This is a genomic window from Endozoicomonas numazuensis, from assembly GCF_000722635.1.
Taxonomy (GTDB): domain Bacteria; phylum Pseudomonadota; class Gammaproteobacteria; order Pseudomonadales; family Endozoicomonadaceae; genus Endozoicomonas_A; species Endozoicomonas_A numazuensis.
Genome location: NZ_JOKH01000002.1, coordinates 913,570 through 928,201, shown reverse-complemented (window position 1 = coordinate 928,201; position 14,632 = coordinate 913,570). Strand labels below are relative to the sequence as shown.

The 14,632-nt window shown below is 47.8% G+C and carries 15 protein-coding genes; 7 read left to right on the top strand and 8 right to left on the bottom strand.

What is annotated here, in order from left to right; translation table 11 throughout:
- The first annotated feature begins 264 nt into the window (after window positions 1-264).
- From metX to GZ78_RS11415, 6 genes are all read left to right on the top strand, one after another.
- The gene (metX, locus tag GZ78_RS11440; protein ID WP_034835519.1) at window positions 265-1,422 is read left to right on the top strand and encodes a homoserine O-succinyltransferase MetX; all 1,158 of its coding nucleotides are present in this window, start codon (window positions 265-267) and stop codon (window positions 1,420-1,422) included.
- Window positions 1,423-2,025 (top strand): methionine biosynthesis protein MetW, encoded by a 603-nt coding sequence (gene metW, locus GZ78_RS11435; RefSeq protein WP_034835517.1) that lies wholly within the window; start codon window positions 1,423-1,425, stop codon window positions 2,023-2,025.
- A 6-nt stretch (window positions 2,026-2,031) separates the two neighbouring features.
- Window positions 2,032-2,625: a DUF4426 domain-containing protein gene (locus GZ78_RS11430; protein ID WP_051786071.1), complete on the top strand. Its 594-nt coding sequence runs from the start codon at window positions 2,032-2,034 to the stop codon at window positions 2,623-2,625.
- On the top strand, window positions 2,622-3,230 hold the full coding sequence (locus tag GZ78_RS11425) for an XTP/dITP diphosphatase (RefSeq protein ID WP_034835514.1): 609 nt from the start codon (window positions 2,622-2,624) through the stop codon (window positions 3,228-3,230). Before GZ78_RS11430 ends, GZ78_RS11425 begins: the two co-directional genes overlap by 4 nt.
- A gap of 152 nt (window positions 3,231-3,382) precedes the next feature.
- Window positions 3,383-4,516, top strand: coding sequence for a radical SAM family heme chaperone HemW (gene hemW / locus GZ78_RS11420; protein ID WP_081869799.1), 1,134 nt, complete (start codon window positions 3,383-3,385; stop codon window positions 4,514-4,516).
- A gap of 83 nt (window positions 4,517-4,599) precedes the next feature.
- Window positions 4,600-4,929, top strand: a complete 330-nt coding sequence (locus GZ78_RS11415) for a DUF3392 family protein (protein ID WP_034835508.1) — start codon at window positions 4,600-4,602, stop codon at window positions 4,927-4,929.
- 56 nt (window positions 4,930-4,985) lie between these two features.
- Here GZ78_RS11415 and trmB read toward each other — a convergent pair whose 3' ends face one another.
- From trmB to GZ78_RS11375, 8 genes are all read right to left on the bottom strand, one after another.
- A complete protein-coding gene (gene trmB / locus GZ78_RS11410) occupies window positions 4,986-5,705 on the bottom strand; it encodes a tRNA (guanosine(46)-N7)-methyltransferase TrmB (protein ID WP_034835506.1) in 720 nt (239 codons plus the stop codon).
- A 133-nt stretch (window positions 5,706-5,838) separates the two neighbouring features.
- Window positions 5,839-6,219 carry a DUF423 domain-containing protein gene (locus tag GZ78_RS11405; protein ID WP_034835503.1) on the bottom strand — a complete coding sequence of 127 codons (381 nt, stop codon included), beginning with the start codon at window positions 6,217-6,219 and terminating at the stop codon, window positions 5,839-5,841.
- 90 nt (window positions 6,220-6,309) lie between these two features.
- Window positions 6,310-7,557, bottom strand: a complete 1,248-nt coding sequence (locus GZ78_RS11400) for a heme biosynthesis HemY N-terminal domain-containing protein (protein ID WP_034835501.1) — start codon at window positions 7,555-7,557, stop codon at window positions 6,310-6,312.
- Window positions 7,554-8,957: a uroporphyrinogen-III C-methyltransferase gene (locus tag GZ78_RS11395; protein WP_034835498.1), complete on the bottom strand. Its 1,404-nt coding sequence runs from the start codon at window positions 8,955-8,957 to the stop codon at window positions 7,554-7,556. Before GZ78_RS11395 ends, GZ78_RS11400 begins: the two co-directional genes overlap by 4 nt.
- Window positions 8,954-9,742, bottom strand: coding sequence for a uroporphyrinogen-III synthase (locus GZ78_RS11390; protein WP_034835496.1), 789 nt, complete (start codon window positions 9,740-9,742; stop codon window positions 8,954-8,956). The genes GZ78_RS11395 and GZ78_RS11390 overlap by 4 nt, the downstream gene beginning before the upstream one ends.
- Window positions 9,743-9,784: 42 nt before the next feature.
- Window positions 9,785-10,705, bottom strand: coding sequence for a hydroxymethylbilane synthase (gene hemC / locus GZ78_RS11385; RefSeq protein ID WP_034835495.1), 921 nt, complete (start codon window positions 10,703-10,705; stop codon window positions 9,785-9,787).
- Window positions 10,706-11,067: 362 nt separating this feature from the next.
- Window positions 11,068-11,802, bottom strand: coding sequence for a LytR/AlgR family response regulator transcription factor (locus tag GZ78_RS11380; protein ID WP_034835493.1), 735 nt, complete (start codon window positions 11,800-11,802; stop codon window positions 11,068-11,070).
- A complete protein-coding gene (locus tag GZ78_RS11375) occupies window positions 11,780-12,880 on the bottom strand; it encodes a sensor histidine kinase (protein WP_152558668.1) in 1,101 nt (366 codons plus the stop codon). Before GZ78_RS11375 ends, GZ78_RS11380 begins: the two co-directional genes overlap by 23 nt.
- Window positions 12,881-13,138: 258 nt before the next feature.
- Between GZ78_RS11375 and argH the strand changes: the two genes are divergently transcribed.
- Window positions 13,139-14,524 carry an argininosuccinate lyase gene (gene argH, locus GZ78_RS11370; protein WP_034835491.1) on the top strand — a complete coding sequence of 462 codons (1,386 nt, stop codon included), beginning with the start codon at window positions 13,139-13,141 and terminating at the stop codon, window positions 14,522-14,524.
- Window positions 14,525-14,632 lie beyond the last annotated feature (108 nt).

The following is a 14,632-nucleotide window of genomic DNA, read 5'->3' as shown; positions in this document are numbered from 1 at the left end:
GGTATTGTCAGTATGATGCTGTGGCTGGGAGTCTGTCGGACTTTAGACCGAATTTGTCTTAAGTCCGACAGCCTCCTGGGGTAACGTATACCCGGAGAACCTTCAGACTTATGCTCAAGCGCTTAAGCTTGTGGGTTCCTGGTTTTCTGATGATCCTGCATGCCGATGGGTAATCCGTGGAAACCACCATGAGCAGAAGAACAATTTTTCATCACTCAACAGGGTGAAAAGTGTTTCACGGTAACAAGTGATAGATAAGTAATTATGCCAGACACTATTCCCGCTGACTCGGTGGGCCTGGTTGAACCGACAACGGTTCATTTTGATCAGCCCCTGCAGTTAAGTTGTGGTCAGACACTGAATGAATATGACCTGGTAATTGAAACCTATGGTGAACTGAATACCGAAAAAAATAATGGTGTTTTGATTTGCCATGCTCTCAGTGGCCACCACCATGCAGCAGGCTACCATTCTATGGAGGATAGAAAGCCAGGTTGGTGGGATAACTTTATTGGTCCGGGCAAACCACTGGATACCGATCACTTTTTTATTGTCAGTCTGAATAACCTCGGGGGCTGTCATGGCAGCACCGGCCCTACCAGCAGTAACCCGGTAACGGGCAAACTCTATGGTTCAGATTTTCCCATCGTAACTGTGGAAGACTGGGTTGATAGCCAGGTGAGGCTTGCTGATCATCTGGGTATCGAACAATGGGCTGCTGTCGTTGGAGGCAGTCTTGGTGGCATGCAGACCCTTTATTGGTCCATGGCTTATCCTGACCGGTTGAGACATGCTATTGTGGTTGCTTCTGCTTCCAAACTTTCTGCACAGAATATTGCATTCAATGAAGTCGCTCGTCAGGCCATTATGTCTGATGAAAACTTCCGGGGCGGCCAGTATCTTGAACAAGGTACACTTCCAAAAAGTGGCTTGGGGTTGGCAAGAATGGTAGGGCATATCACTTATCTTTCTGATGATGCCATGGGACAGAAGTTCGGACGTGAACTCAAGAATGAAGAGTTCAGTTTTGATTACGGGGTTCAGTTTCAGGTAGAGAGTTATCTGCGTTATCAAGCAGAAAACTTCTCTGGTAGTTTTGATGCCAACACCTATCTGTTGATGACCCGGGCGCTGGATTACTTTGATCCGGCTCGTCAATTTAATGATGACCTCTCTCAGGCGCTGTCTCCGGCTCAAGCGCGCTTTCTGCTGGTCTCTTTCACTACGGACTGGCGATTCTCTCCAGAGCGTTCCAGAGAGATTACAGACGCACTTCTGAAAGCAGGTAAACAGGTCTCTTATATGGAAGTGGATGCACCTCAGGGGCACGATGCTTTCCTGATGAACATTCCCCGATATGTCAATGCTGTTGCCGGCTATATGAAACGAGTCGCCGACGAGTGCAAGGAGGCTTCTGTCTGAATGAGTACTCGTGTTGATTTTGCCATCATCAGTGACTGGATTGACCAGGGCAGCCACATCCTGGATCTGGCCTGTGGCGACGGCACTCTGCTGGCTGATTTGAGTAAAGACAAGCAGGTCAGGGGGTATGGTTTGGAGATTAACCCCCAGAATATCCAGAATTGTATTGAGAAGGGTGTGAGTGTTCTTGAGCAAAATATTGATCAGGGGTTGGGAAACTTTGAAGACCAGAGTTTTGATACTGTTGTGATGGCTCAAGCTCTGCAGGCTCTGCAATTTCCGCATTTGGCTCTGGATGAAATGCTGAGAGTAGGTCGTGAATGTATCGTTACCTTCCCAAACTTTGGTCATTGGCGGTGCCGCTGGCATCTGGCCACCAAAGGCAGAATGCCTGTGTCCAGATTTATGCCTTACACCTGGTATGACACGCCTAATATACACTTCTGTACGTTTAAGGATTTTGAAGATCTTTGTCGTCAGAAAAAGCTGAAGATCATTAATCGAATGGTGACGGATAACGCCAACAGGGGAGGTTGGAGAACTCACTTGTTTCCCAATCTGATGGGAGAAGTTGCTATCTATCACCTGACCCGAGGGGAGTGAATTCTCATGAAAAGCATTGCGCTGGCCGGTTTATTGTTAAAACGTTATATGGGAAACGGAGCATTGACCGTGAAAAATAGTTTGATTCATTGCTTGTCCTATTCAAGAGACTCGCAAACTATTTCTATTCGCTCAAGGCTGTTCAGTTTTCTGCTGGCTTTTTCTGTTATTTCTGTCGCTCATGCAGCTCCGGTTCCAGAGGCTCGGGTCATGAATGACAAACCGGTCCGGTTTGGCGATTACGAAGTGTTCTACAGTGCATTCCCCAGTACATTTATTCAGCCCGATATCGCCAAAACGTATGACCTTGAACGAGGGCCAAAAAATGGTCTGGTTAACATTGCCGTTAGAAATGTTAAGAACAGTGCAGAAGGTAAGGCAGTAAAAGCCACTTTTGAAGGGAAAACTGTCAACCTGCTCGGTCAGCAGTCTGCTCTGAAATTCAAAGAAATCAAAGAAGGTGATGCTATTTATTATCTGGCGGGCTTCCGGTTCAGTCATGAGGAAATGCTAAAATTCAGCGTCAAGGTGCAACCTGAAGGCTCCAGTTTGAGTCAGACCGTTCAATTCAGCCAGACATTCTACGAGGATGGCAAGTGAAGTCACTCGAAAAAAAAGTCGTATTGGCCAGTGGGAATAAAGGCAAGTTAAGAGAGCTTCAGCAAATGCTCTCAGGGCTTGATTTTGAAGTGCTGCCACAAAGTGAGTTTAATGTAGATTCCGTTGAGGAAACAGGACTGACTTTTGTAGAAAATGCTTTGATCAAGGCCAGAAATGCGGCAGAAATTTCTGGCCTTGCCGCCATTGCTGATGATTCTGGTATTGAAGTGGATGCCCTGAATGGTCAGCCAGGCATATACTCAGCACGCTTTGCCGGTGAAGAGGCAACGGATCAGGAAAATAACCAGAAGCTATTGCAAAGACTGGAAGGGTTGCCGAGAGAGCAACGTACTGCTCGCTTTCACAGTGTTCTGGTTTTTATGCGTCATGCAAAAGATCCTACACCTCTGATTTGTCATGGCAGCTGGGAGGGTTATATTCTGGACAAACCTTCTGGTGATCAGGGGTTTGGTTATGATCCCCTCTTTTATGTGCCTGATCAGAACTGTGCTGCGGCTGAGCTGAGTCGTGAACAGAAGAACAGTGTGAGTCATCGGGCTAAAGCCATGGCGCTTCTGTTGGAACAGTTAAAGCAACGTTCCTGATAGAAGCTGCTACAGCCAAGTGTTTTTCGCACTGAGCCTGCCGAAGTGCATGACCAGCGCCCTTCGACAGGCTCCTGGAAGCATTTTTACTTTTTCATTCTGCAGTCGGTTCTGTCATCTGGCTGCCTCAATCATTTGGCTTGACTCCCTATATGCCCGAACTCCCTCCCCTGAGCCTTTATGTGCACATTCCCTGGTGCGTGAAAAAGTGTCCTTATTGTGACTTTAATTCCCACGCCCTCAGTGGCGGCATTCCTGAAGAGGCTTATGTTGATGCCTTGCTGGAAGATTTTGACAGTGAAGTCACTACAATCCAGGGGAGAGAGCTTCATACGATTTTCTTTGGTGGTGGTACTCCCAGCCTGATGTCGGCCAAAGGTTTTGATCGTTTTCTCTCAGAACTGGAAAAGAGGATTCGTTTCTCCCCACATATTGAGATCACCATGGAAGCTAATCCTGGCACCTATGAGCATGATCGTTTCAGAGATTACCGAAAAGCTGGAATCAACCGACTTTCATTGGGGGTTCAGAGCTTTCAAGATGAAAAGCTTAAGGCATTAGGTCGTATTCATAGCTCGGATGAAGCGTGCAAGGCGATTGAATCTCTAAGGGGTATGGGCTTTGACAATTTCAATATTGATCTGATGCATGGATTACCGGACCAGAGTATCAACGATGGTCTCATGGATCTTCAGAAAGCGATTGCACTGAACCCTACCCATATTTCCTGGTATCAGCTCACTATTGAACCCAATACTGTTTTTTATTCAAAAACACCGATTTTGCCTGAGGATGATACGCTTTGGTCTATTCAGGAAGAGGGGTGGGACCTGTTAGACAATGCGGGTTATCGCCAGTATGAGATTTCTGCTTATAGTCAGCCGGGAAAGCAGGCAAGACATAATCTTAATTATTGGCAGTTTGGTGATTATATTGGAATTGGTGCTGGAGCTCATGGCAAGATCACTGAGCAAGAGTCTGGCAAAATTTATCGAAACTGGAAAACCCGGGTGCCTTCTGATTATCTGGCAAAGGATAAGCCTTATGAGGCTGGCAGTAGAGTGCTGGATGTGAATGATCTGCCGATTGAGTTTATGATGAATGTCCTGCGACTGAATCAGGGTGTTGATATTTCGCTGTTTCAAGAGAGAACAGGGATGATGTTTTCTGATATAGAATCTCAGTGTCGGCAAGCCATTCAGAAAGGCTTACTGGAACCTGATCGTCTACAGCCAACGAAGCAGGGAAGGTTGTTTTTGAATAACTTACTGGAGATTTTCTCCTGAGCAACCATAAGCCGTAGAAACCATTTTTCGCTATCTGCTGTGAAACAGCAGAGATGAAAGATTTTTACGATTAAGGGGAACCTATGGAGTGGATAACAGACGGGATTATCTTTCTGTCAAAACTGGCCCGGGATCATCTTGATCTCTTGGCTATGGCTTTGACAGCGGTTGCTGTGGTGTTTTCAGGCCGATTTATTGCTTCATGGAGCAGCAGTTGGCTAAATCGCCTTCATGCAGTACTGAGAATTCCTGCCAGAGCCGTCGTGAATCTTGCCTTGTTTGGGGCTGTTTTTTACTTTGTTCCCCACTGGCTGGAAAATCTCCTGGGTTACTTTAATAATTACACTCTGGCGCCTGTGTTACTGGTTATAGGCTTTTGTGTGGGGATGCTGGCAGAAAAGCTGGGGCGTTAAGGAGACGAGCAAAAGACTTTCTAAAGCCTTTTGCTCATTTGAACGGGGTGTAGAGTTTATTCCGTTCTTTCAAACAGTAGATCCCATACACCATGGCCCAACCGGTGACCACGTTTTTCGAACTTGGTCAGAGGTCTGAAATCAGGTCTTGGTGAGTACTGGCCTTCACCTTCCTGATTGTTAAAACCTTTAGCTGCAGTCATCACTTCCATCATCTGCTCAGCATAGTTTTCCCAATCTGTAGCCAGGTGAATGACTCCACCCATAGCCAGCTTGGGTTTGATCGCTTCAATAAATTTAGGCTGGATCAAACGACGCTTTTGATGACGCTTTTTGTGCCAGGGATCAGGGAAATAAACCTGAACCCTGGAGAGGCTGCCATCAGCTATGCAGTCGCGCAGGACTTCAACAGCATCGTCGCAATAACTGCGAACATTATTGACGCCAGCCAACTGACATTCGTTAAGCAGGCAGCCAACACCCGGGCGGTGAACTTCGATACCGATAAAGTTTTTGTCGCTTTCGGCCTCAGCCATAGCGACCAGTGACAGACCCATGCCGTATCCGATTTCCAGAACAACAGGCGCCTCTCGACCGAATGCCTCGCTGATGTTTAAGGGACCGTCTTCTTTTTGAAGGCCCCATTTGTCCCAGCATTCATCCCAGCCACGGCGCTGTCCTGTGGTCATACGGCCTGCGCGCAGGACAAAACTTTTGATTTCTCTCTTTACTATCGGGGGGTGTTCAAGGGCTTCGTCGACAACAGAGTCACTCATGAAGGCATATCATCTGAATTAAAAATGGGTCGTACGATACCGATTGATGATGCATTTGAAAATAGCAACTCGTCGGTTTTACATAGGGGTGGTTGCTATTTTTCTTGTGTCTAACCTGGTCCCAGGGGCTCACCTAATCTGAAATTTCTGTCACTGAGAAGATGGCTAGAAAAAGCCAGCCCAGCATTAACGAAACGCCACCCAGCGGTGTAATGGCGCCCAGCCAGCTAATTCCGGTGATAGCGAGAATATAGAGGCTGCCGGAAAAAAGGATGATGCCCGTCAAGAACAGCCTGGCGCTCCATCTCAGTTTTCTGGAGTCTTTGAACAGTATTGAAAGAACAGCAACCAAAACCAGAGCCAGGCTGTGATAGAGCTGGTAATCCGTTGCGGTACCCCAGACTTCGAGATAGCGCTCTGACAACTGTGCTTTCAGCGCATGAGCCCCAAAAGCTCCCAGAGCGACAGACAGAAGCCCGCCAAGGGCCCCAGATAACAGATAAAATCGAGTCATAGTGGCTATTCAGATTAGAAGGCTGTTGATGAGAATAAGTCCAGACACTGAAGGGGTATCTGGACTCAACTGCCGCTTAAAATTATTTATTTAAAGTCGTGTATGGCTACCTGGAAGAGGGAGGTCAACCACACTGCCGGCTGCCAAACGAAGACCTTCCTGGAAGAACAAAGAGCTGCTCTCGTGATCTTCCATATGAGCCAGCAGGCGTCCTAACTCGTTATAAGTGTCAATACGCTTGCTGAGTCTCAGGCTGGCTTCAAAGTATTCTCTGGCTTTACCCCAGAGTTCGTTTCGCAAAGCAAGGCGACCCAGAGTCAGTAATAAATCAGCGTCGTTTGGTCTTTCATTTAGCATGGCTTCCGCAAAATGCAGTTGTTTGCTCAGATCCTTGCCTTTGATCTTTCCGTACAGCAGAACAATGTCGCTGCTGTAATGCTTGTTCAGGTTATCGCGAAGCAAAGCCTCGGCCTTGTCTTCCGCTCCCAGGTCGGTCAGACACTTTCCATAACGGTATATCATGGCGGAATGGCGTTTTTGACTAGACGACAGGCTGTTCCAGACTTGAGCGGCAGGTTTTATTCTCTGGTCCAATGAGGTGAAACTACGACCATTGTTAAAAGCCTGCTTGAAGAGTGCTTCAAAACACTGAAGCTCAATAGTGCGAAACTCTTCATCGGAAACGACTTTCTGTTTTTTTAGTTTGGGCAGCAGAGCTGCAAGCGACTGCCAATCATTTAGACGGCTATAGGACTGCTTCAGCATTTTCAAGACGTAGGCATGCCGTGGAACCTGTTTGTGCAGTTTTGTCAGGGTAGCTAATGCCTGCTCTAACTGACCTGATGCCAGCTGCAGCTGAGCCTGGGTAATCCCTATTGCCAGCTCGGCGCCAGGCTCCTTGTGATCGGCACGTCGAAGGTATTCAGCAGAAGCTTCAAGGTCGCCGTTTTCATGAGCAGCTCTGGCCGCAGCCAGATAGTTCAGCAACGGTGAGCTGCCATAATCAGCGGCTTGAGACAGCATCCGCTCTGCTTTTTTCCAGTGTCCCTGGGTAAACTCAACAAAGCCACGAGTTGTCATTTTCCGAGCTTGTCTCTCTTTGGCAGTGGGCGTCATTGGGTAGATAAAACCCGTGATGCCAAAGATCAGTTTGAGGATGATCCAGACCAGCCAGACAGCGCCTATGGCAAGCCCTATGAGTAGAAATAACCCCCACAAAGTACTTTCAAAAGTCGCTGTGTTGTAAGAGATCAGCACATAGCCATTGTCACTGACCATGGCGTTAGCCAAGCCAAAGGTAATGCCTAATATCACCAGGAAGATTATAAAGCTCTTCATGCCTGAGGCTCCTCTGCTGATTCTGCAGGCGCTTCAGAGGGCTGAGAGTTGTTGTTTTGCTCGTTCAGTGATTGAGCGTTATCTTGTGGCTGAAGGCTCTCAGAGGAGGTCTGTGGGCTTTCTATCTGGTCTTGTGCCGCAGACTCTTTTGTAACTGGAGATGCTTCGCTGACAGGGCTTGTCTGAACGGGCTGACTATTTTCTGTCGGTGCAGCCTTCTTCACAGAAGAGGCCTGCTCACTTTTAAGGGGCTCTGCTACCTGGCGAGACTTGAGTAAGTCCAAAGCGCGGCTGATATTTGTTGTGGCAGGCTTAACCGTGATGGCGCCCAGTGATTTCAGTTCGTCTAATAATGCCGTTGCTTTTGGCCCGGCCAGAGAGAAGTATTTTTCTATCCAGTCAGAAGCTTGTTGAAGGCTGCTGTTGTATATAGCCTGATCTCTGGAAAGTGCGGCCAGTTTGGCTTGTTCCAACATCAGCTGAAGATTCTGACGAATCAGAATGTTTTCCTCAGGTGATAACAGTGATGTGACGGTTTGCTCACGATCAGGTGTGAACCTGAACAGGCTGACAAAGCTTTCCCAGGTGTTGTTAAGCATTGAGAGGGCTATGGTCTGCCAGTTAGAGCTGTCTGTTGAAGAGGGCTTGGATGCTTCTGATGCCTTCTCGAAAGGAGCCTGAAGGGTTTCTTTCTCCATCAGGGGGAGTTGATAGACTTGGCGGGTGAGTGCTTCAAGTTTCAGGTACAGACCTTCCTGGTCGAAGTCCGGAAGATTATTGAGTGATGCAATATCTTCTGCCAGAGCTTCCCGCATGGAATAGAGGTTATAGTTGTCCAGCTCAAGCAGTATTTGGTCGGCACTGTTGAGCAGAGCCTTCGCTGCTTTGGTATCAGAGGACATCAATAGACGCTGGTTGGCAAGCCTGAGTAAATATTCGACTTCTGCCAGCTTCCAGCCTTCCTGACTGGTGCCAGAAACTTCCTGCAGACTCCTGGTCAGTTTATCGGTTCGACTGAGCAAGCGTTTACTTCGATCTTCCAGTTCATTGAGTCCGGTGTTAATCGGAGAAAGCTCACGGTTAACTTCAGTCAGTCTTGCCTGTAGCCGGGCAATCTGGGTTTGCTGTTGCTCCTGCCCTTCTATCAGAGCCGGTTGTTTCTGCTCCAGCGGCATCGCACGCCAACCAATATAACCACTCAATCCCAGTGCAATGATGGCAATCAGCAAGGCCAGGATAGTCAGCCCTTGTCCTGATTTTGGAGCTGACTTTTGAGGCTGTTTTCTGGAGCCTGTTGAAGCCGGTTTGGCGGCCTCTTTTTTAGAGGGCTCTATAGGCTTTGCCGGTTCTTTCAGTTCGGTTTGCTCGAGTTTCCTGGAGTTCTGATCTTTCTTGCTCACGTTAACCCTTCGCTGTTAATCAGGTTCAATACCGAGATCATGGCGTGATTGTCGGCGCCCTGGGCGGTATAGACCCTTTTGAATGCTTGAGCTTCTGGCATTCTGGCAATTCTTTCGCTGGGGACTACCAGGCAACACTCCTGACTTAATGCCGGAGAAAGGTAGTCCGCGGTATTGGCCAAAATCTCGCCACTGCTGGTCAGTATGACATTGATAGCATGCTCTTTGATCAGTCTGTTCAGACAATTTTCCGGATAATCCGGTTTCTGACGCTCATATAGCTCCAGGCAATCCACCTGGGCTCCCCGATTTCTGAGGGTAGTCTCAAGCAGCTCTCTGCCACCCTTTCCCTTCAGAATCAGAATTTTCTCACCACTGACCTGCTGCAGGCCTTCCAGCTGCAACAGAGCTTCGCTGTCCGCTGACTTATTTTTCTCTATAGATATTTCTGGGCAGGTAGCCTCAATATCATAACTTTTAAGCCACTGAAGTGTTTTTGAACCCACAGCATACCAAGTCATCTTTAAAGGCATCTGTGGCCAGTAATTCTCTATATGTTCCAGACCAAGCCTTGCAGCGTTTTGGCTGATGACAATGATTTTGCTGTATTGATCCAGTTGCAGTACCTGGTTTCGAAGCGTCTGATTTTCTGCCATGGGCTGAATATGAATCATGGGCAAAGACCACGCGCCGCCGCCCAGCTGTTGAATCATGGTAACCAGTGGCTCAGCCAGCTCCTGTGGGCGCGTGACCAGAGCCCTGATATCACTTCCTGACAGTGTCACTCGAACTTTGCCTCATGGCTGTTAATCATGGCATGGCTCATGTTAATGCAGCAACTCAGAGAGAATACGGTCTGCACCTTGCTCTAACAGGGATTCCGCTAGCTGGATGCCGCCTTTTTCTCCTTCTGAAGGAGCACAATAGACTTTTGCACTCAGCAATAACTTGCCATCGGGCTGGCCTACGAGTCCACGGATGAAGAGTTGACCATCAACCAGCTCGGAATAGCAGCCAATTGGTACCTGACAGCCGCCATTCAGCTTTCGGTTCATAGCTCTTTCTGCCAGAACCCGTATGGCGGTCTCTTCGTGGTGCAGTGGCGCTAAGAGTTGTTTGATTGCATCATCGTTGGTGCGAATCTCTATGCCGACTGCACCCTGACCTGCAGCCGGCAGGCTCAGCTCTGATGGCAGCGTTGTTTTAATCCGCTCTTCCATGCCCAGCCGTATTAATCCGGCTGCGGCAAGAATAATGGCGTCATACTGACCTTCATCCAGTTTGACCAGGCGTGTATTGACATTGCCTCGCAGGAACTCAATTTTCAGATCCGGTCTTTTGGCCAGTATCTGGCATTGGCGGCGAAGGCTGGAGGTGCCTACGATAGCGCCTTCAGGAAGTTGGTCCAGATGGTTGTAAGTATTGGAAACAAAAGCATCCAGCGGGTTTTCACGAGGACAGATAACCCCCAGTTCAAGCCCTTCGGGAAATTCCATGGGAACATCTTTCATGGAGTGCACGGCTATATCGGCCCTGTTCTCCAGCATGGCGGTTTCCAGCTCTTTGACAAACAGACCCTTGCCACCAATTTTGGCGAGGGGGGCATCCAGAATCCGGTCTCCCTTACTGGTCATTTTAACCAGTTCCACCTGGATACCCGGATGAAAGTGCTCCAGACGCTCTTTTACGTATTCAGCCTGCCAGAGGGCCAGGGCACTTTTTCTTGTAGCGATGCGGACGGTTTTCATGAAGAGGTTTTCAATAATAAAAAGGACAACGGTTGCTGAATTGCATTGGGAACCTGATTGAGAATAGACAGCTCAGTGCTGCTGAACGTTAAGCTCAAGCACTATTCTCGATCAGATTCCTGTGGAGTTGTCTGCTCCATACCAGGATAAAGCCAGTATACAAATTCACTTATAACTGACGAGATTCAGTGTTTGGGATAATACGATAGTCTGTAAGTGTGACCAACATTTAACGTGAAAAATCACCGCACTGTTGGAAAGCGAAAGGAGGGAGCAATAGGGTGGGATAGAAATACTTTTCCACATCAGACAGGAAAAGCATTTCTTTGGGAAGGCTTAGTCTGGCACTCTTGGCCAGGCTCCTAGAGCGACTGCATGAATTTTTTCATCAAGGGGACATGTCGACGGCTAACCGAAAGAGGCTCTTCAACACCACTGAGTTGAATAAAGTAGTGACCCTGTTCGTCACGAGTCATTCTTTCTATTGCCTTTCTGGCTACCAAAGCATTCCTGTGAATTCTTACGAATCTTGAATTGAATTCTGATTCCAGATCTTTCAAGGGGTCGTCTATGAGAACTTCACCATTCTTGTGATAGACGGTGACGTATTTACTGTCAGCCATAAAGTAGGAAATATCGTCCAGCGGGACGAGCTCTATCCCTTTGAGAGTTTTGGCTGCAATATGGCTTCGGGAATTATCATTAAGCTCGTCTCTCAAGCTGGCCAGTTGCAGTCGATTTACTTTAGCTGCACCGCTCAGGGCTTGCTGGAGGTCTTCTAGCTTTACCGGTTTTAACAAATAACCCACAGCCTGAACCTGAAAAGCTTCAATGGCATGAGTGTCATAAGCTGTACAGAAAATCACTGCCGGTGGACGTTCAAGCTTGCTGATATGAGCAGCGGCTTCCAGCCCGCCCATAACCGGCATGCGGATATCCATCAGGACAATATCTGGCTGGTACTTACGACAAAGCTCCAGAGCTTCTATACCATTCCCTGCATCGTACTCCAGAGCCTGAAAGCCCTCCAATCGTCCCAGCAGGTGGCGCAGGCGGTCTCTTGCCAGCGGCTCATCATCGGTGATCAGTATGTTCATGGTTATCGCCACCGTAAGGATAAGTGATCAATGTTTCAAACTCCTGAGTATGTCCACTCTCACCTTCAAACAGCTGAGCTTCTACACTGGCTTTGTTGCCAAAAAGCATGTTCAGTCTGGAGCGGATGTTTTCCAGAGCTAACTGATTTCCCTGGGCCCCTTTTGCAAAGCTGGAAGGGGCACTATGAACCGGGTTTCGTACTCTGATAATGATGTTATCGTTGCTCCTGGCAATATCTACACTCACAGTGCCACCTTTTTCCAGCGGCTGGATGCCATGATAAACCGCATTTTCAACAATGGGCTGTAATGTTAGCGGTGGAATGTGAACATCTTCAGGGATTAACTCAATATTCCACTGGGTTTGCAGACGGCTTCCCAGTCTGTGCTGTTCAATTCTCAAATATCGCTGACAGAGCTCGATTTCACGGCTCAGGGCAATGCTATTACCGTGATCCTGAAGGCTGGATCTAAAAAGATCTGACAAATCTTCTACGGCCTGTTCTGCCTTGTCCTGATCAATATGTATCAGGCTGGCGATGATGTTCATGCTATTGAACAGGAAATGTGGGCGGATTCTGGCCTGCAGAGCTTCAAAGCGGGCTGCGTGGCTCGCTTTCTGTTCCTTTTTGGCTTCCTGCTGAACATAGAAGTAACGCAACAACATAGCGGTGATGATCAGAGAAACGGTGATGTGTCTGACCAGTTGGGTCCACTCAGGATAAGTATCTATAAAAGCATCGCGCCAAAGAAACCATTGAGCTGCCAGAGTGAATATCAGGGTGATTGTGCCTACAACCCCCAGGCAACTGCTGACAATAACGACCAGTTTCTTATCCGACAGGATTGGTCTTAGCCGACAAAGAACGGCACCTGACACCAGAGATATCCATTGTACAAACATGGAGGTCATGGCCAGTCGGTTCCAGTCAAGGTCCCCGGGGCCAGGCAGAGCGAGTACCTGAATCAGGACAAATAGCTCAGAGACCAATACCAGCATAAAGACCGCGCCGGGAGAGCATAAGTCCGGCAGGAAAAAGTCATCTTCATCTTTGGTCATGGTCACTTTAAATGGCAAAAGGAAACGTCCTGTTTAAATAAGGGAGCTGACCAGAAAACGAAGGCACAGCTTCTTGTTGTTTGAATATTTATAAAAATTTAGTTATTTTGCATAATTATTCTATGGTTTGGGTGAGCTATCTAAAGTAACCCGGTTCCCCCTATAATGCCGTAGCCAGCTTCAGTCATCCACAGGCTGGCCAGAAAAATCAGAATAATGACGCTTGCAGACTGAAAGAAGTTTGTCTGCGCAACCAGATGAGATAAGAGGTAGATAATGTCTGATAGCAGCAATCAGCAATGGGGCGGAAGGTTTAGCGAAGGTGTGGATGCGTTTGTCGCACGATTTACAGCCTCGATAGACTTTGATCGCCGTCTGTATCGTCACGATATTGAAGGTTCGGTTGCTCATGCGCGTATGCTGCAGAAGTCAGGTATCCTGAGCCAGGATGAACTGTCTGCAATTGTTGGTGGTCTTGAAGGTATTCTGGAAGATATAGAAAACGACAAAATTGACTGGTCTATCGAGCTGGAAGATATTCATATGAATATTGAAGCCAGATTGACCGACAGGATTGGTGATGCGGGTAAGAAACTGCATACTGGGCGCTCAAGAAATGATCAGGTGGCTACCGATATTCGTTTATGGCTTCGGGAAGAGATTGATCAACTGGGAGCTGAACTGAAGAGACTTCAGACGGGGTTGGTGGATCTCGCTGAGCGAGAAGCAGACACTATTATGCCAGGGTTTACCCACCTGCAAACCGCACAACCAGTGACGTTTGGGCATCATCTGATGGCTTGGTATGAGATGCTGGTAAGAGACAGTGAGCGTCTGCAAGATTGCAGGAAAAGAGTAAATGTATCTCCTTTGGGAGCTGCAGCACTGGCGGGGACTACTTACCCTATTGATCGTGAATTTACCGCAAAATCGCTGGGTTTTGATCGTCCAACCAGAAATTCGCTCGACTCTGTAAGCGACAGGGATTTTGCAATAGAGTTCTGTTCAGTGGGCGCATTGATTATGACTCACCTGTCGCGTATGTCAGAAGAGCTGGTATTGTGGACGTCGGCCCAGTTTGATTTTATCGATCTACCTGACCGTTTCTGCACCGGCTCATCTATTATGCCTCAGAAGAAAAACCCGGACGTGCCAGAACTGGTTAGAGGGAAGACAGGAAGAGTTAATGGACATCTGATCAGTCTTCTGACTTTGATGAAGTCGCAGCCTTTGGCTTACAACAAGGATAACCAGGAAGACAAGGAACCCTTGTTTGATACAGTGGATACTCTCAAAGACTGCCTGCGTGCTTTTGCTGACATGATTCCACATATAGAATCGAAGAAGGACAGTATGGAAGAAGCTGCCCGGCGTGGATTCAGCACAGCTACTGATCTGGCAGACTACCTGGTAAGGCAGGGAATGCCTTTCCGTAATGCCCATGAAGTAGTAGGCAAAGCAGTGGCCTACGGTCTTGCAGAGAAAAAAGACCTGTCAGAGATGAGCCTGGAAGAACTGGCAGTATTCTCAGACACAATTAAAGAAGATGTGTTTGACGTACTGACTTTACAGGGTTCTGTAGCTGCTCGGGATCATATCGGAGGGACTGCTCCCAATCAGGTGAGGCTGGCTGTTAAGGCTGCACGAGGGGAGGAATCGTAAGTTTTTGACAGGTCTTTATGTGATATCTGTCGCTTATAGTTAGCTTTCTCGTAAATCATCTTATACTTTCATGGTCTGGCGCCTTCATTGATAGGCGCCATCTGCTTT